General features: G+C 56.0%; 9 protein-coding genes. 3 read left to right on the top strand and 6 right to left on the bottom strand.

Translation table 11 applies throughout. The features are described 5' to 3' along the window. Nucleotides 1-9: 9 nt before the first annotated feature. The 3 genes from recD to recC are packed head-to-tail and all read right to left on the bottom strand — an operon-like array spanning nt 10 to nt 9,673. Nucleotides 10-2,349, bottom strand: coding sequence for an exodeoxyribonuclease V subunit alpha (gene recD / locus FE845_RS09315; RefSeq protein WP_200363743.1), 2,340 nt, complete (start codon nt 2,347-2,349; stop codon nt 10-12). Continuing rightward, the gene (gene recB, locus FE845_RS09310; RefSeq protein ID WP_200363741.1) at nt 2,346-6,077 is read right to left on the bottom strand and encodes an exodeoxyribonuclease V subunit beta; all 3,732 of its coding nucleotides are present in this window, start codon (nt 6,075-6,077) and stop codon (nt 2,346-2,348) included. The genes recD and recB overlap by 4 nt, the downstream gene beginning before the upstream one ends. Continuing rightward, entirely contained in the window at nt 6,074-9,673 is a 3,600-nt protein-coding gene (gene recC, locus FE845_RS09305; RefSeq protein WP_200363739.1) for an exodeoxyribonuclease V subunit gamma, read from the bottom strand. The genes recB and recC overlap by 4 nt, the downstream gene beginning before the upstream one ends. Nucleotides 9,674-9,934: 261 nt before the next feature. Between recC and FE845_RS09300 the strand changes: the two genes are divergently transcribed. Then, entirely contained in the window at nt 9,935-10,159 is a 225-nt protein-coding gene (locus tag FE845_RS09300; RefSeq protein WP_200363737.1) for a hypothetical protein, read from the top strand. 358 nt (nt 10,160-10,517) lie between these two features. On the opposite strand, the gene FE845_RS09295 is transcribed toward FE845_RS09300, so the two are convergent. Further along, nucleotides 10,518-11,261: a substrate-binding periplasmic protein gene (locus FE845_RS09295; RefSeq protein ID WP_200363735.1), complete on the bottom strand. Its 744-nt coding sequence runs from the start codon at nt 11,259-11,261 to the stop codon at nt 10,518-10,520. A 154-nt stretch (nt 11,262-11,415) separates the two neighbouring features. Here FE845_RS09295 and FE845_RS09290 point away from each other — a divergent pair, with 154 nt between their 5' ends. Together FE845_RS09290 and FE845_RS09285 are read left to right on the top strand one after the other, a co-directional pair. After that, nucleotides 11,416-13,110 (top strand): VRR-NUC domain-containing protein, encoded by a 1,695-nt coding sequence (locus tag FE845_RS09290; RefSeq protein WP_200363733.1) that lies wholly within the window; start codon nt 11,416-11,418, stop codon nt 13,108-13,110. Continuing rightward, on the top strand, nt 13,107-15,371 hold the full coding sequence (locus FE845_RS09285) for an ATP-dependent DNA helicase (RefSeq protein ID WP_200363731.1): 2,265 nt from the start codon (nt 13,107-13,109) through the stop codon (nt 15,369-15,371). Before FE845_RS09290 ends, FE845_RS09285 begins: the two co-directional genes overlap by 4 nt. A gap of 28 nt (nt 15,372-15,399) precedes the next feature. On the opposite strand, the gene FE845_RS09280 is transcribed toward FE845_RS09285, so the two are convergent. Beyond that, a complete protein-coding gene (locus FE845_RS09280) occupies nt 15,400-15,771 on the bottom strand; it encodes a VOC family protein (protein ID WP_200363729.1) in 372 nt (123 codons plus the stop codon). A gap of 39 nt (nt 15,772-15,810) precedes the next feature. Beyond that, nucleotides 15,811-18,171, bottom strand: coding sequence for a GGDEF and EAL domain-containing protein (locus FE845_RS09275; protein WP_200363727.1), 2,361 nt, complete (start codon nt 18,169-18,171; stop codon nt 15,811-15,813). Between the last annotated feature and the right edge of the window lie 253 nt (nt 18,172-18,424).

Raw genomic sequence — 18,424 nt, 5'->3', positions numbered from 1 at the left:
AACAAGAAATCATCGAGTCAAAACCGAAGCCAACCCCGAAGCCCGAACCACCCGCTGCTCCACACTTTCCGAGAACACGCTAGCGTCGCCGGTTATCAGGCTGAACCAATTTTTTGCACGGGTGATGCCGGTATACACCAACTCCCGCGTGAGCACGGGGCTTAGGCGGTTGGGAAGCACCAGGCAGGTGTGATTGAATTCTGAGCCTTGGGATTTGTGAACCGTCATGGCGTACACGGTTTCCAGTTGCTGCAGTCGGCTGGGTGATATCCAGCGGATATCGCCGCTGCCATCGCTGCTTGGAAAGGCCACGCGTAATACTGGCTGAGGTTGTGCGTCATTGTTCTGATCGTTGGTGCCCCAGGGCTGGCTGAAGGTAATGCCCACATCACCGTTCATCAGGCCCAGATTGTAATCGTTGCCGGTAATCAGCACCGGGCGCCCGGCGTACCAGCCCTCGGCGCGGGGAATCAGTCTTTGTTTGAGCAGGTGGTGGGCGATCAGTTCGTTGAGTCCTTCTACCCCCCAAGGGCCACGGCGCAAGGCGCAGAGCACCTGAAAATCACTGAAGGCCTGTAATACGGATCTTGCCAACTCGTCCCACTGCGCTTGTGTGCTGTTGGAGTCCAGACTGTGGCTCTGCATCAGCGATAAGTAGTGACGGTAGCCTACCGGTGGCGGTAAGGGCTGGCTGCTTCCATCAATTCGCCCTTCCCCGTTATTGTGGAAAGCTTCCGGGCTGCCACTGACCGCATGGCGGCAGATCAGCGCCTGAGTGTCCTCCAGCGAAGGTTTTCGCGTATCGCCATTCAGCCACACCACATCCTCGAAGCCGGCGCTGCGGGCTTGCTGAAGCATGCTGTGGCTCAAGGTGTTGGTATTGACTGCTTCGGCCAGTTGGCGAATGCCACTGCCTTCGGCAAAGCGGTAGCTTTTACGCAACATGGCCACCGCCTGATCCAGCGGCTGGCCTTCGGGGTTATGCAGGTTTGCGGGGATGTCGGTGCCGGTTATGGCTTTCAGCCACTGCACAGTTTCTGGCAGGTAATGCCCTTCTTGCGCACGTTGGCACAGTTCACCCAGCACAGCGCCGGCGTCTACCGAAGCCAGCTGGTCTTTATCGCCCAGCAGAATGAGTTGGGCGTTGGCGGGCATGGCGTCGAACACCGACGCCATCATATCCAGATCCACCATGGAGGCTTCGTCGATCACCAGAATGTCCACCAGCAGCGGATTGTCGCGGTTATGGCGGAATTTGCGGGTGTCCGGGCGGCTGCCCAGAAGCCTGTGGAGCGTGGTTACTTTGGTGGGAATGTCCGCGAGAGATACCCGCCCCGGTAGCTGCGCCAGAGGCAGACGGCTGACGGCGCCGCCGATGGATTCGTTGAGCCGGGCCGCGGCTTTGCCTGTGGGTGCAGCCAGGCGAATACGGTATTTGCGCCCATCGCGCTCGGTGGATTCGCCCGCAACGGACTGAAGGGCGGCCAACAGGTTCACTACGGTGGTGGTTTTGCCGGTGCCCGGGCCACCGGTAATCACGGCGAAACGGTTGCGGGCAGCCAGAGCACAGGCGAGCTTTTGATAGTCTACCGTAGAGCCCGTGGAACTCTGCGGTTTGAACAGTACGTCCAGAGCATGGCTGAGTGTTTTCGCAGCGGCTGAAGAGGGGGCGGACAGGGTGGATGGCTGTGCCAGCCTTTGGAGAATTCCGTCAGCGATCTGCTGTTCGTAACGCCAGAATCGGCGCAGGTAGAGCCGGGTGCCGCTCAATACCAGTGGTGCAGTATGTGAGCCATCACTTACTGCAAAAGCCTCATCCAGAGCGATCATGCATTCCTGAACTGATACGCGAGCCAGAAGCTCTCCCGGGCCATTGAGGCTGCCGCCCGTGTCTTCTTGCTCCACAGATGCAGCCGCTTGATTGAACCTGTTTTGTGTGGGAAGAGCACCGCTCGGCTCCTCCGGTGGCAGTGATAAGGTGTTGTCCGCATCCGCCAGCAGAGTGGCCAGATCCACACACACATGGCCCCGGCCAACCTGATGGGATGTCAGTGCGGCGAGTAGCAAAACCAGCGGTTGCGGTGCTTCGCCCTGCTCTTCCGACAGATCCTGAATCAGTCGGGCAAAGCGCACGTCCAGCGGGCGAATCCAGCCAGCTTGTTGCCAGCTATTCAGAAGCTCCAGAACCGTTTCGGTCTGCTTCAACGCAAGGCTGATGTCCGGGCCGGACGATGTTGAAGGTGTCTTGTCCATATCAACGGCACTATCCATATCAGCAGCCTTGCCTGCCTCATCAGGGCTTTCCAGATCAAAGGCAAACTGGTTGTCGGTATTCCGTTTCTTGCTCATGCCGCCACCTCCTCAGGGATTGCCTTGCCGTCGAACATGGCATCCAGTTGTTCAATCAACTCTCTGGGTGGTTTGTCGGTAAACGCCCCAGCCCCGGGCGCGTTCACGCCGCGTAAAAACAGATACACCGCGCCACCTAAGTGCTGGTCGTAGTCGTAATCCGGCAGGCGGGCTTTCAGCAAACGGTGCAGGGCCAGCAGATAGAGGATGTATTGCAGGTCGTAGCGCTTCTCCAGAATCGCCTCGCCCATGGCCTGATCTGTATAGGCGCTGTCGTTATCGCCAAGGTAGTTGGATTTGTAGTCCAGCACGTAATATTGCCCGTTGTGTTCAAACACCAGGTCGATAAAACCTTTCAACATGCCGTTGAAGCGCCCGTCGTATACTCGCGGTCGATCCGCGCCGTTGAGGGTGTGTTGGGTCACCAGTTTGTCCATGGCCCGGGTACTCACATTGCGGCTCTCAAACCAGAACTCCAGTTCCGGGCGCAGGGTGTTCAGGCTTGCCAGACTCACGCTGTCGCCGCCGTTGCGGTTCAACGGCAGCGGCTGGCGGATGAGCGCCAGTATCCACTGTTCTAGGGTATCTACCCAATCGCTCCAGCCCCGCGTGCTGCAACGGCGGGTGAGCTGCTCACGTAAGTGTTCGGGGCTATCCATAACGTGTTGCAGGCCTTGCTGTACGCACCACTCCAGCAGATCGTGCAGAAAGGTGCCGGGGCCTGCGCCTTTCGGGAAGTTGTGGAGGCTGTGGCTGAGGGGAATGGTTACGCCCTCATCCTCCGGGTTGTGGGCGCCCTCTTCCAGCAGGTTTTGGGTTTCGGCGTCTTCCACCTCCCCGGCGAAGGCTATGCCGGTTCCGGAAAGCCCGGTGTATTCCAGTGAGGAGTAGCTGGCAATCCACCAGTCTTCCCGGGCTTCGCGGGTTGAGATCAGTGCGGGCCCGAGTGCTGCGGGCGCTTCTTCGGCGTAACGCAATCCGGTAGCGTCTGGCAGAGCCTCTGTACATAGCTCTGTGTGGCCATCAACCAGATGCTTCAGCGCGTCACTCAGCGGGTGTTGCGCAGCAGGCTCTCCACCCAGCAGATAACCCAGACCGCTGAGATGCCAGTTATCAATCTCCGCGACGCCGACCCAAGTAGCGAAACGGGCGCGAGTAAGGGCCACGTAGAGTTTGCGGATATCCTCGCCCAACCGCTCCTGATCTGCCCGGGCAACGTCTTCCGGCGTTGGATCAAATACGGTGATCAGCTTTGAGTGGTCATCGTGATAACGCACGAACGACTGTTTTTCGTTTTGAGCGCGGAAGGCTGTGCCAAAGGGCAGGAACACCAAGGGGTATTCCAGACCTTTGGATTTGTGCACGGTAATCACCTTCACCAGGCCGGCATCGCTTTCGAGGCGCAGGGTGCGGTGTTCGTCTTCTTCGTCCGCCGCCCGCAGAATCTGGGTATAGTGGTGTACCAATGCGTGTTCGCCGTCCAGTTGCAGGCTGTCTTGTTGCAAGAGTTCGGCAATGTGCAGAATGTCGGTCAGCCGGCGTTCGCCTTCCGGGCGCTGTAACAGATGGCCGGGTACATCAAAGTCCATCAGGAAGCTGCGCAGCATAGGCAGCACACCCTGGCTCTGCCACTGCTTCTGATAAGCCATAAAGCGGTCAATCTCCCGCTCCAGCGCCATCTCGTCGGTCAGCAGCTGGTCAAGATAGCGCCAGGGCAAGCCGAGCGTGGGCGTGGCCAGCGCCGCGCGGGCGTAGGCCAGTTGCCGCGGCTCGGCAAAGGCTTTGAGCCAGCACAGTACTTCTTTTGCCTCTTGCGAGGTAAGCACCGAATCCCGGTCAGACAGGTACACGCTCTTGATGCGCCTTTGGCCCAAAGCATCCCGCACCGCAGCGGCTTCGTTGCGGTTATTCACCAGAATGGCGATGTCTTTGGGCTCAACCGGCTCCAGATCGTTTTTGTTCTCTTCCAGAGCAAAACCAGCCAGTCCCTGCTGGCCAAGCGTTAGCAAGCGAGCGATTTCACTGGCGCAGGTTTCGGCCACATCCGTTGTGGCGGCGCCTTTCGCGAGGCCTTTACGATTGCCATTTTTGTCTTCCTGATCGCTTTCCAGTGACCATAGGGTGAGGCTGGGCTGTACCTCGCCATGGACCGACCACAGGCGCTTGGTGCCGTTGGCGTCTACGCCCTGAAATGGCAGGGCTGAGGTATCGCCCTTGCCGAACAGGAAGGCACCTTTTGGGCTGTTTAGGTCGCCATGTTCAAACACACGGTTGACCGCTTTCACCATGGGCTTGGACGAACGGAAGTTGCGGCCCAGCGTCCAGGTGCGGTCTCGGGCACCGGTGCGGGCGTCCAGATAGGTGTAGATATCGGCGCCGCGAAAGCCGTAAATGGCCTGTTTCGGATCGCCGATCATCAGAAGGCAGGTGTCCGGCTGGTTCTCCGCTACCCGGTAAATGCGGTTGAATATGCGGTATTGCACCGGATCTGTGTCCTGGAATTCGTCGATCAGCGCCACCGGGAACTGGCGACGAATGGTGGCTGCCAGTTGATCACCACGGGGGCCATGAAGGGCATCGTCCAGCCGTGTGAGCAGGTCGTCAAAACCCATTTCCGAGCGTTTTTGTTTTTCCGATTCCAGCCGTGCTGCAATCCAGCAGCTGGCGTGCCGGAGAATGTCGGCCTCGGCGCTGGGCAGGCTCTGGCTGAACTCGATCAGCTCTGCAATGGCATCAAAAGCGGGATGATGGGGTACATCGCCCTCGCCTTTGAGTTTTGTCGGCAGTATGTCCGGTGTCTGGTTCTGGAAACCGGCCTTGTCCAGACCCTCCGGGTAGAGCTCATCGGAAGCGGCCCAATCCAGCAGTGTGTCCCAAGCGGCAATCATCGGCTTCATGCTGCCACCGTGCAGGCGCTTGCTCTTGTTGAGCGCTATCAGCATGTCGGTGACTTCAGGTTTCCAGTCAGCCCAGGGGTAGGCTTTCAGTGCCTGAGCCAGTTCCATGCGCTTTTGCACGGTGGCTTCGATGGCCTGCTTTACATCGTCGGTGGCGACGTCGAAAGAATCGGCGTCGCCAAGCAGGTTATGCACAGAGGCGCGCAGGTTGTCCGGGGTTTTCCAGTGGCTCAGCACTTCGTCCATCAGTACCGGCGACAGCGGGTAGATAAAGGTCCGCCAGTAGTCCCGCGCCACTTCATCGAGCAAATCGCTCTGATCGGTTTCCAGTGACAGGCGAAACAGGCTGCCACTGTCGAACGCATGCTCCGTGAGCATCCGGTTACACCAGGCGTGAATGGTGGACACCGCGGCTTCGTCCATCCATTCGGCGGCCAGCAGAAGCTTTTTGCGGCAGTCCGGCCAGGTTGCCGGGTCTGGGTAGCTGTCATCCCGGAGCTGGTGGATCAGTGCGGTTTCCGGCGTGGGCTGAATGCTCCCCCCGTTGCTGGAAAACACCTCGGCCGCTTGCGTGAGCCGGGTGCGGATACGATCACGCAATTCCTTGGTGGCGGCGTCGGTGAAGGTGACCACCAGCAGATTGGGCGGCAGCATGCCAGCAGCCAGAGGGCTGCTCTCGGGTTGTCCGTGGCCCAGCACAAAACGCACGTACAGAATGGCGATGGTGAAGGTTTTTCCGGTACCCGCACTGGCCTCAATCAGGCTGCTGCCGTTCAAGAGCAGCGCCAGTGGGTCAAGGTTCGGATTTTTTGTCATGGTGATAGCCGTCATAGCTTGCCCTCAATCTGAGCAGCGGCGGATTTACCCTGTTCAGCCTCCCAAAGAGGCATATAAAGCGCGTGCAGCAAGGCTTCAAATTCGCCGCTTTCCATTAGAGCTTCGGGGCTTTCAAAGGCACCGCGCAAATAGCCTGTGTCCCGCTCCAGAGCCGTGGTGTAGGCCTGCTGGGCATCGCTGATGGCGCGGTCGTGATCACCGAGGAACTTTTTGCTCTGGTAGAAGCTGTAAATCCAGGCAAAGCCGGCCTCACAATGCAGTGGTAACGCGCGGGTGCTGGCTTCTATCCAATGGGTCAGTATGGCGTCCAGATGCTTGGTAGCGGTTTCTCTTGGTAATGGTGCAAAGCGGACTTTCCGGCCTTCTTCCTTGCCCAGAATCAGGGTTTCAAACGGTTGTGCGGTGAGTTGCCCCGCCAGATGAATCACCCAGTCCCGCATCAGGTTGGCGTAACGGAGCTTCTTGCTGCTACCGCTGCCGGTGAGCAGGCTGGAACCGGCGATAATCAGGCGGCAGGCATTGCCTTCGTGGTTGCGGCGCAGGTTGTTAATTAAATCCAACACTTCTACCGATCCCGTGTTATTGGCCAGACGATATTCAAACGGCAAGGGTTCAGTGATCGCTTCGGGCCACTCTGCCAAGGCGCTTTGATAGCGCTGGAACAGATCTGGTAACCGGCCAGAGAGGTCGCTTCGCAATCGGTGCTCGGTGACGCCCATACCCAAGTCGCCACGTCGCGCCATGCGATCCAGCGTGCTTTCCAGTCGTTCGTGCAGGTCTTCTTCATTACCGGCTTTCAGCAGGCCCTGCTCAATCAGCTCTGTATCCAGACGCCAGCGGTCGAGACCGTTCAGATCAAAGTTTTCGTTATCTGTGTCGTCGTCTTCCACATCCTCGAAGCGCACCTGCAAGCGGCGCTGGTAAAAGGTATCCACAGGCTTTTTCAGGAAGCCAGCCAGATCGTTGAGGGTAATAGGTTCCTCGGGTTGCTGATACGGCAGAGCGGTTTGTTGCTCACGCGGTTCTTCCGCTTCGTTGCCATGGGCACCGCGCCATTCGTGCTCATAAGTGAACAGGCTGCGGGCGGCCAGCACCTCCGTGAGGGGCTTTGGTTGATTGCCCTCGCCTTCGCCCATACCGTTAGCTTTGGGGAAATAATCCCGGCTGAAGGGTTGCAGCGGGTGGCAGGTGGTCAGTGCTTCGGTTACGGCAACGTCCGGCTGGTCGGGCACCTGCCAAAGGCTATTGAGATGATCCTGCAGCTGACCCACAAGCACAGACGGTGGGCGTTCGGAATCGTCTTTGATGCTGCGCCCTACCCAGCTGATGTAAAGCTGTTCGCGGGCCGAGAGCATGGCTTCCAGAAACAGGTAACGGTCGTCTTCCCTACGGGAGCGGTCGCCCGGGCGGTAATCCTGAGCCATCAGATCAAAATCTACAGGCGGCCGTGAGCGAGGATAGTCGCCGTCGTTCATACCCATAAGGCACACCTTGCGGAAGGGGATCGCTCGCATGGGCATGAGTGTGGCGAAGTTTACCTTGCCGGCCAGGAAGCGCTGGTTCAGTCCGCCTTCATCCAGGCCTTCCAGTAACACGTCCTTCACGATATTCAACGGAAGCGACTGTTGATCCAGCCCGGCGGCCATCGTGTCTTCCAGCCACTGCTCCAGTTGCCGGCGAAAGCGGTTCAGCAGCAACAGGTCATGCCCTTCCACCTTGTGGAAAAACTGCTCCAGCATGGCCGAGAAGAGCTCTTCCCACTCTTGGGGTGTGCGGCTTGCCTGCAGCTCTTGCCATAAGTTTTCCAGGCGGTACACAAACTCGCCAAGACGCCCGGCCAGGCTGGCTTGCAGCCCGCCGATTTCGCCGTAGGGCTGAACACCGGCCCAGGGCTCATCGTCGCCCATGCCGTATCCTAAAAGCATGGATCGCAGGCCCAATTGCCAGGTGTTGCGATCCAGACCGGCAGGCAACTCCAGGCTCTCCCGGTGAGCGCCGTGCAGACCCCAGCGGATGTTAGCGCCTTCTACCCAGCGCCGGGCTAGTGGGATTTCCTCTTCTGCAATTTCAAAGCGATCGCGAATGCCAGGCACTTCTAGCAAGCTGATGATTTCACTCACCCCGAAACGGCTGCGGGGTAGAGACATGAGCGTTTCCAGGGCAATCAGTACCGGCTCGTGGTGGCGCTGGCCTTGATCGGAAATGGTGAACGGAATGTGGCGCTTGAGGCCTGATGTGTAGCGACCAAACACCGCCTGAATATGAGGTGCGTAGACGTTGATATCCGGCACCATCACCATCACATCCCGGGGCCGCAGCGTGGCATCTGCATTGAAGGCAGCCAGCAGCTGATCGTGCAGAATCTCCACTTCCCGTTGCGGGCTGTGGGCATCGTGGAAAGCTATGGAATGGTCATGGGCCAGATCGAGTTCACGCTGTTCGTCCCGGATCTCCTGAAGGGGCGTCAGGTTGTAAATATCATTCTGAAGCTGATGCAGCAGGCAAGGCGACTGGACAGAGCCGTGTTCTGAAAAGATATCGATCTTCTGATCCGGGGTCTGGAAACTGGCGCGGTACTCATCGGGATTATCGAATTCATCCAGCAAGCGAATGTAATCCCGGCCTTGTTTACCCCAGGCGGCCAGCAGCGGATTGGCATGCTGGTGGAGCTGGTCGGCATCTTCAATCTTCGACAGAACATGGTGGACTTTGCCGCGCTTGCGTTCGGCTTTCAGCAGTTCGCGGTCGCTAACAATATCCGCCCAGTAGAACTGCGACGGGTTGTGAACGCACAGCACCACCTGGCTGAAACGACTAAGCACGTAGAGAGCTTCCAGTGCCTGACGCGGCAGCGAGGATACCCCGAACACCACGATGCGTTTGGGCAAGCGGCCCGGGTGAGCGGGCGCAGAGATACGCTGGCCTTCGGCCATAAATCGCGTGTGAATCTGCGAACGGCTGGTGTGGGCTTCAGCGCCTGTATCTTCCACCAGCTTGCGCCACAGCATTGGCTGCCAAAGGGTGTCTTCCTCAACCGGCTTTTCTTCGCTGCGGGACGTGATCACCACATCCCGGCCCTGCTCCCAGGCGGCCAGCCAATCGGCGCGGAACACCTGATACTGGTCGAACAGATCTGCTACTTTTTCGGCCAACTGGAAGGCCCGCAAATCCGAGTCGCTGCCTTCCAGAAAGCGCGCCAGCGGATTGAATACCTCGTCGGTATGAACCAGTTCCGGTAGCAGGCGATAAAGCCGCCACACCAGCCGCCGCTTATCAAAGGGGGATTGCTCGGGTACTTCGCCATCCGGAAGCACAGCACGGTAGGCCTGCCAGATAAACCGCGCCGGGAACAGGAAATCCATACCCGCAGCTATGCCCAGACCACCTTCGCTGCCATCTTCCGAACGCTTCTCCGCCAGCGCCAGCTTCAGCCACTGGGCAATACCATTACTCTGCACCAGAAAGGTTTCACTCTGCAGCGGCGGTAGAGGGTTCTGCTGGCAGATAAACACCACAGCCCGGCGCAGGTCTTCCAGATGATTGGCGTGCACGGCGTGAAAACCGGGGGTGATGGTAGCGTGTTCGGGCATGGTTTTCCCTGTTTGATATCTTAGACTGATCCAATGCTACAGGTTACCGCATGTGGTTGGAGAAACGGATAGCCCGAACCGGTAGTGTTCCAATCAGGGATTGAAGTGATTGCCGCTTTTCGGTCCCCCATTCAAGCTTCTTTCCGCCCTTGATCTTGAGTTGCGTGTGGTGGAGCGTGGAGCCCCGGATCCGGCGAGCGGCTGGCATGAAGAATGGTGAGTGTGCGTGTCTGACTCAGCCTAGCGCCGCAAAAAACCAAAATGGCCATGTCAGTAAAAGGTCGAAACTGCCACTATCATTGGGATCGCATCGAGCCAAGACACTTCGTAAGTACCGCCCAACAAGTTGGGTTCTCCAGCGAGAGGGCACGCGAACTGCTTGGCGAGGTCGCGGAACAAGTTCCTGCCGTTATCGGTAAGGTGGAAATGTTGTTACCAAACGATTTTCCTTTGCGCATTGCAGAGTCAATTCTGGAAGGTGTTTAGAGCCAGGCCGGAAAACTTATTTAAATCCGAATAGTTGTTTATGAAATTTCGAAGGCTAACATATTACTACCTGAGCTATGGCAGTGCTGGCCAGATCGCCTTTTGACTCTCGGGCCTATCTGGGCATTCTGGCACCTATTTTCATCTGCAGGATTTTGACGCGGCAAAAGCCGATGCAAAGAGGGCCATGGATCTTGGGAGCGCGGAAGCCAGACGGGTTTACCAGAGGCAGCAGCAGTTGACCGGAAGCTAATCTTAGCCCTCACGCCGCTTTCGTCGCCTCATAGTAATCAAACACCCCATAAACGAACCCAACCATCTATGGAGTGTGACAATCGCTATACCCGATGAACCTACTTCAAAAGCCGTATGCCTGCGAAATGGCCTCTTTGTCGCCAGACTCTACAAGCTTGCGATAGCCTTCCTTGAGCGCCTGTATAACCTTTGGGTCTGTTTCATTGTTAATTGCAAGGAACATGGGAGTCTCGCGGAAGACCAAAACCCGCTTGAGGTTGGTTACGTCTGCAGCATCGGCGGCTAGGTAGGGGCCTGCCAAGCCGTCTGCTACCCATAAACTAATTTGATCCTCTACCAGCCGACGGGCGTTCAAACCGTTTTTGCTGATGGCCAATACATTGAACCCTTCATCCGCTAGGTAGTTTGTCATGATGTCGCCGTTATAGCCCCCGATGCGGTATTGACGAGCCTCTTCCAAACTTTTGAGTTCGATAGACGATCCGGGTTTGGCGAAGAGGGTCCACTTGATAGAAGCTAAGGGGCCCACCCATTCAAACGACGGCTCTCGTTCAGGTGTTTTAGAAACGCAATAAATTGCATGGTTGGGGTGTTGTCCGGCCCGGTTTAGACCATAACTAAGCTCTCTTAACTTGGTGCTGTACTTTAGGTTGGTGTTAGCCAGAAGGGCTTTTAAAATGTCAGTACACAGGCCGCTAATCTCTTCCGTCGAGTGAGCAAAAGGCTGGCCGTTGGTCGTCATATTATAAGGAGGGTATTGCTCTGTGTAGATTCGTAGCTCTTCAGCGGCTGTTGCAGTGTTAACTGTCAACAAGAGGCCGAGTAGTAACCCGATTTTTCTTCTCATGAAATCGTTCCAGCTGTTTGATTAACGTTATTTGAAATTGCAATGTGAAAGGTCGCGAGTGTAGCAATTGCGCGGTTAAGCGAGCAGTTCGTAGAAACCGGAACGAGGGCAAATTGCTATCCAATACTCAGGTTTAAGGTTTGTTTGTGAATATATGAATATGCGCCCTCGGCCCGCCACAGCGAATCTCGAAAACCCCCTGTACTACCTGCAAAACATGGAAACAGTCGTTGCTTGGGTGGCGAGCCATTACTCGGATTTGTTAATGAGGCCAGAGCAAGAGTTTTTGGACGAGTTCTTTGAGTTATCTCGCCCTGCTCGAGCACTGCTCACCCGGATGGTGATGCGCGCGGGTGACTCGTTTCGTGCAGACAAATTGAATTACCCCGAGTTGGGAAGCCCGGAAGCCGACGCACTGGAGGAGTTGATTACTCGCAGGTGGCTGGATGCTGATCCTCTGCTGACTCTGGATGACATTTTCCGTCTGTTCACTTTGGCTGAACTGCGCACGGCTTTTTCACCAATGCTGAAGCAAGCTGGTCTAGCCAAAAGCCTGCCAAAGGCACGGATGAAGGAAGCCCTGCAGGAAACCTTTACCGATACTCGCAGGCTGGCGGATTGGTTTGATGACGTGTTTTCCCCGGTGGTGCGGGTCAGCCACATGGCGTTGTTCGATCGCATTCGCCTGATGTTCTTCGGCAACTTACGCCAGACGTGGTCGGATTTTGTGCTGGTGGAGTTGGGCCACCATCGCTATGAGCAGGTGGAGTTTACCCCTGAATCACGGGCGTTCTCTCAGCGCAGTGAGGTGGATAGTTACTTGGCCATGCACCAGTGTCGCGAGAGTCTGGATGCAGGCGTGCCCGCTGCTGAGGTTTGGGCTGATATTCCAGCAGCTACGGACAACGCTTGGCTAACGAGCCGCCGTGATCGCCTGCTGCTTGAGCTGGGGCGGCAGGCTGAACGTCAGGGTGATCGGGAACTGGCACTGCAAGCGCTGGCGGCCAGTGGTCATCGCGAGGCGAGATTAAAACAGCTGCGGCTACTAGAGCGATTGAAACGTTTTGAGGAAGCTTGGGCTATCGCTGCTCGTTGGGGAAATGGAGAGTTGAGCGACGCCGAAGCTCAGGGCTTAGCCCGAATTGTTAAGCGGCTGGCGAAAAAGGTAGGCGAGCCGGGTCCGCCCGCCCCGGTGCCTCCTGCTATCCGCGAGTTCACATTGACCCTGCCACACACCGGTGACTCGGTTGAGATGGTAGTTCGGGATCATCTTTCTACGCCTGAGGCATCGGTGCACTATGTAGAAAACACGCTGATCAATGGCCTTTTCGGCTTGCTGTTCTGGCCCGCAATATTCAAAGCGATTCCCGGTGCCTTTTTTCATCCTTTTCATACCGGCCCCGCAGACTTGGTTCGGGAGGATTTTGCAAGCCGTCGGCAAGCGTCATTTGATGAGTGCTTCGTTGCGCTGAAGAACGGCAGCTATCGCCAGAAAATTCTGGATACCTACGCCGCCAAACAGGGCATCAATAATCCTTTTGTTGCCTGGCCAGCGCTGGATGAAGAGTTGCTGGATCTGGCACTGGATAGAATTCCCGCCGTAGATTTGCAGGTTATGTTTGAACGGATCCTGTTAAATATTCGCGAACATCGAAGTGGTTTCCCGGATCTTATTAGGTTTTCGGGACAAATCGAGGAAGATCAGCCCGGTTATGAAATGATCGAAGTAAAAGGCCCGGGCGACCGACTACAGGATCACCAGGTCCGCTGGCTGCACTTCTTTGCCCGCAAGGGCATTGCCGCCAGCGTGTGTTATCTGCGCTGGCAAGACAGCGAGGCAAGAACATGAGGGTGGCGGTCCGAACCCTTTGCGAGTTTGCTGCTCGAGAAGGTGATCTGGACTTTCGTTACACCCCGGCTCCCAGCGCTGAAGAGGGTATTCTTGCCCATCAGGCCATTCAGGGTAAACGCGGGCATGGCTACAAAAGCGAGTATTCACTTACCGGTGAATGCATGGGGCTGGAGCTCTATGGCCGGGCCGATGTGTATAACCCCCACTCCGGCCTGCTGGAGGAAATTAAAACCCACCGGGGCGACCTATCGCGAATCCGGCCACACCAACGGGCGTTGCACCGGGCCCAACTAAGAGCCTACGGTGCCCTGCTCTGTAAGCAGGAAAACCGTAAAAACCTGAAACTGTCGCTGGTGTATTTCAATATCGGCAATAACCGGGAAACACCGGTGACTGAAACCGCCACTGCCAAGGAGTTGTGGCAGGAGCTGGAAATCCTGTGCGGGCGTTATCGGTTATGGGCAGAGCAGGAAACCCATCACCGGGAGCAGAGGGATAGTCGCCTTGCGGGTCTGCGCTTTCCGTTTGAACAATTTCGTCCCCGCCAGCGGCAGCTTGCCGAAACCGTGTATAAAAACACCGTAAAAGGCGAAACCCTGCTGCTAGAAGCGCCCACAGGTCTGGGTAAAACTCTGGGCACTTTGTTCCCGGCCCTTATGGCCATGCCCGCAGCCAAACACGACCGGTTGGCGTACCTCACCTGTCGAAACACCGCAAGGCAGTTGGCGCTGGACGCAGTGGTGCGTTTGCGAGCTGCGCAGGAAGAACCACAAATCTGGCCTCTCCGCACTCTGGAGTTGGTGGCCAAGTCAGATGCCTGTGAACATCCGGACAAAGCCTGCCATGGGGATTCCTGCCCGCTAGCCAAAGGCTTCTTTGATCGTTTGCCGGATGCCCGTGCCGAAGCCGCTCAGGCGGGCACAACGCTCACTCAGGACGAGTTAGCAAAAATCGCGGCGGGCCACGATATCTGCCCCTACTTCTTGGCACAGGAAATGGCGCGCTGGTGTGATGTCATCATCGGCGATGTGAATCGCATGTTTGATCAGTCTGCCCTACTCCATGGCCTCACCCGGCAGAATAATTGGAAAACGGCCATTCTCGTAGATGAAGCCCACAATCTGGTGGACCGGGGGCGAGGTATGTATTCGGTGCAGCTGGACCAGCAACGGCTGCTGAAAGTCCGAAAAACCGCGCCCAAGGCCCTGAAACCCCATCTAGATCGCACAGCCCGGGCTTGGCAGGCTGTAATCCGTGAGCAATCAGAAAGCGGCGATACCCCCGTCTTTGTTGCCAAGCTTCCTGCTGCTTTGACTGCTGGCCTACAAGGATTGGTCTCCGGGCTTACGGATTACCTTGCAGATAACCCGCCGGACCTCGCCTTGCAGGAACTGCTGTTTGAATCCGTTGCTTTCATGAAGCTGGCAGACTCCTTTGGTGATCATTCCTTGTGTGAGCTCCACCGCGAAGGCCGAGGTCGAGCGCGCCTGAGCATTCAAAATCTAGTACCGGCGGACTTTCTGCGTGACCGTTTTCAGGGCGCCGCCTCGGTTTTGCTATTTTCTGCCACGCTAAGCCCCGGTGTGTACTACCGAGATTTATTGGGTTTGCCCCAGAATAGCCGTTTCATCTCTCTGCCCAGCCCTTTTAGTGCCGACCAGTTACAGGTGCAATTCACGCCAAAGATTAGTACCCGGCAGGCTCACCGCAGGGCGTCGGTAGCGCCAATTACCGAACTGATCGCGCACCAATATCGGAAGTGCCCCGGGCACTATTTGGCATTTTTTAGTAGCTTCAAGTATTTGAGTGAGGTGAGTGATGCTCTGGCAAACCATGCGCCGGATGTGCTCCAACGTTCGCAACACTCGGGCATGAGCCAACAACAGCGGAAAGAGTTTTTGGCGGGATTTCGGGAAGAGACTGGCCGAGTGGCTTTTGCGGTTCTCGGGGGCGTGTTCAGTGAAGGCATCGACTTGCCGGGTAATCAGTTGATTGGCGCTTTTGTCGCCACCCTGGGTTTACCGCCGTTCGATGCCTGGCACGAGATTCTCAAACATCGGCTGCAGCGGCGGTTCGGCGCAGGATATGACTATACGTATTTGATTCCGGGTTTACAGAAAGTGGCGCAAGCTGCCGGACGGGTTATTCGCACGCCGGAGGATCGTGGGGTGATCTGGCTTATAGACGATCGCTTTATGCAGCCGCAGATTCGGGGGTTATTGCCTGAATGGTGGTTTAAAACAGAGACCACCGAATAGAGCGGTCTCTGTTTTGCGGCGTTCCGAATTAACCGAAGTGGAAGAACGCCATTTTGTTGCCGTCCTGGTCTTTCAGGTAGGCACCGTAAAACTGGTCTGGGATACGCTGCCCGGGTTCACCATCACAGGTTGCACCCAACTCTATGGCTTTCTTGTAGTAAGCATCAACCGCCTCTTTCGAGCCCGGCCAGAATGCCAGCATATTGCCGTTACCGGGATGGTTGGGTTGTCCGTCGAAGGGTGTGCAAACAGCTAACGAGGGGCCTTTCATGCTTTCACCAATAAACGCAATGCGCCCCATGTCCACAAGAAGCTTTGCACCCATACCGCTAAGAAGCTCAACGTAGAACTTCTTGGCTCTTTCCATATCGCTGACACCAATGGTGACGTATCCAATCATGTTTTATTCTCCTTTATCGCGTTTTCTACGCGGTTGGCATTAAGCCGTTAATCTGTCTTCCCACCTGAAATTCTCTGCCCAACGCAGAGCTTCCGGCAGCGGCAGGGGTTTGCTGTAGAAAAAACCCTGTCCCAAATCGCAGCCAAGCTCAATTAATTTGCTTTCAACCTCCGCACCCTCAATGCCTTCGGCAACCAGCCGTCGATTAAAGCTTTTCGACAGGCTAACGATAGCACTGACAATCATGCTGTCGTCTGTGTCTACCAGCATGTCCATGACGAACGAACGATCAATTTTGATTTCTTGTGCCGGTAGCCGCCGAAAATAATCCAGCGATGAATACCCGGTTCCGAAGTCATCAAGAGAAATGTCCACACCCTGTTCACGACAGGCTTTCAGGTTTCTCAGAGCGGCTTCCGTATCGTCCATCGCAGTGGTTTCCAGAATCTCCAGAATGAGGCGGGCACGCAATTCATTTGGGCAATCCTCCAGCGCACTGGATAAATCGTTCTCGAACTCTTGGCTTAAGAAGTGGCAGGGGCTTAGATTGATACTCACAGTGTAAGGAAGATCCCGCTTGGAAAATTCCACAAGCTGTTTTACGGCTTCCCGAATCACAAAGTTACCCAAGGTGCGCGCATACTCTGTGTACTCAATATGCTCTAGAAAGTGCGCAGGGCTGAGAACGCCTTCGCTTGGGTGGTTCCACCGGATAAGCGCTTCAAAGCCGTTCACGCAGTGGTGTTGGAAGGAGATCTTGGGTTGATAGTACAACTCCATCTGTTGTTCGCGCAGGGCCGTATCCATCTGCTCCAGCACTCGAACCCGCTCTTTGCGGGACGAATGTGATCGAAGGTCGAATACCTTGAAACAATTCTTACCGGTTTCTTTGGCCGCATACATGGCCTGATCCGCGTGGCGAAGCAGCAAATCGGAATCTGCGTCATCGTCCGGGAACACAGTAACGCCCATGCTGCCGGATACCTGCAGTACATGGTGCTGGAAATTAATGGGCTGCCGGATAGCGTCAAGGAGGCGTGCGTACACCCTTTCATCGCCTACATCCCTCAGGATAGCCACAAACTCATCACCGCCTAAACGGGCTACGATATCGTGATTGCGCACGGTGGCCTGTAGCTTTGCAGCGACAGATTTCAGAACAGCATCACCTACGGCATGGCCATGCTCATCGTTGATGCTCTTGAAACCATCAAGATCGATAAAGCACACAGACACTTGGCCATTTCTCTGTCTGGCTTCGTAAAGTTCTTGTTCGAACAGTTCAGTAAGCCGCTGGCGGTTAGGTAGGCCTGTCAGCGCATCGTAATTCGCTGCCAGCTCAAGATCTTTCTTATGAGTTCCCTTTTCTGCATACAGGCGCTTGCGTTCAATAAGATGGCCGAGGGTTTGTGATAGAGGTGCCAGCTCGTCTGCCAGTTGTTGAGTGTAGCCTTCGGGTCGGTTAGCCAGGCCAATCATCCCAAGATGGGTCTTGCCGGAAAATACCGGGATACCTATATAGGTATCGATAGCGGGGTGCCCGGCAGGTAGGCCACCGCGTCTTGGGTCCTGCGATAAATCGTTGGAGATAACGATCTCACCGGACACCATGGGCAACCCGAGAATATTGTCCAGACGATCGAAAACCATGCCCCGACGCTCCAAACCTTGATATAGAGCTTGGGTTTCCGGGTTCCATGCGATGTTGGTAATGGCACCAACCTTGAGAAAGGGTGTGCCGTTGCTCTTATGCAGTACTTCGCCAATAAGCCCGAACTGACTGCCCGTTAAGGTGAGCAGATCGTTGAGCATTTGGCTGAACGCCGAGCTTTCGTTGCTGCTTGTGAGGAATACATTCTGGGCATTGTGGATAGCGCGGTTGAGTTGGGATACAGGCACATACTTGCTTTTATCCGACTCGATATACGAGCGCTCCAACTCCTCCTCCACTATGCTTGCAAGAATGCGGAGCACATCCAGATCTTTCTCGGAGAACTGTCGAGGCCTGTCGTCGATGATGCATAAGGTACCAATTTTGAAGCCGCTCGGTTCGCGCACCGGTACGCCAGCATAGAAGCGGATATTTGGGCCATCGAGTACGAAAGGGTTGTTGCGAAAGCGCGGATCTTGAGAGGCATTTTCCACAATAAAAATATGATCCTGCCGTATGGCATGATCACAAAATGCTATCGAGCGTGGCGTTTCGGTCTCCTCAAGCCCTTGACGGGATTTGAACCACTGGCGGTCGCTATCCAGCACTGTGAACAAAGCGACTTTGACCCGGTAATGCTGGCGAGCGATACGGGTAAGGCGCTCAAACCGCTCTTCTGGCGGCGTGTCGAGAATCCCGAGCCGAATGACTGCCGCGAGTCGTCTTTTCTCATTTTCCGTCACACTCATTCGGGATCCTTGGAGAAGCCAGCAGGTGAAATGTTAACAGATCGCGATTTGATACTTTGTGACATTTGGTGAACCGGGCAAGTGTTTACATCGGCGTATTCGACAGGCCAGCCAGAATAGAGTTTCTTGATATTAAATAATAGCAGCGGAGGGTGGTAATGCGAGTGGAGGTGACTTTGTCACTGAACGAAATGTGGCTCGGTATTAGTCTGGGTGTCATCCGATGCTAAAACCGATAAAGGAGATCGTACTA

The organism is Marinobacter sp. 1-4A (assembly GCF_016597725.1).
GTDB lineage: Bacteria > Pseudomonadota > Gammaproteobacteria > Pseudomonadales > Oleiphilaceae > Marinobacter.
Note: the sequence above shows the minus strand (reverse complement) of the source record. Positions and strands in the feature narration are given on the sequence as shown.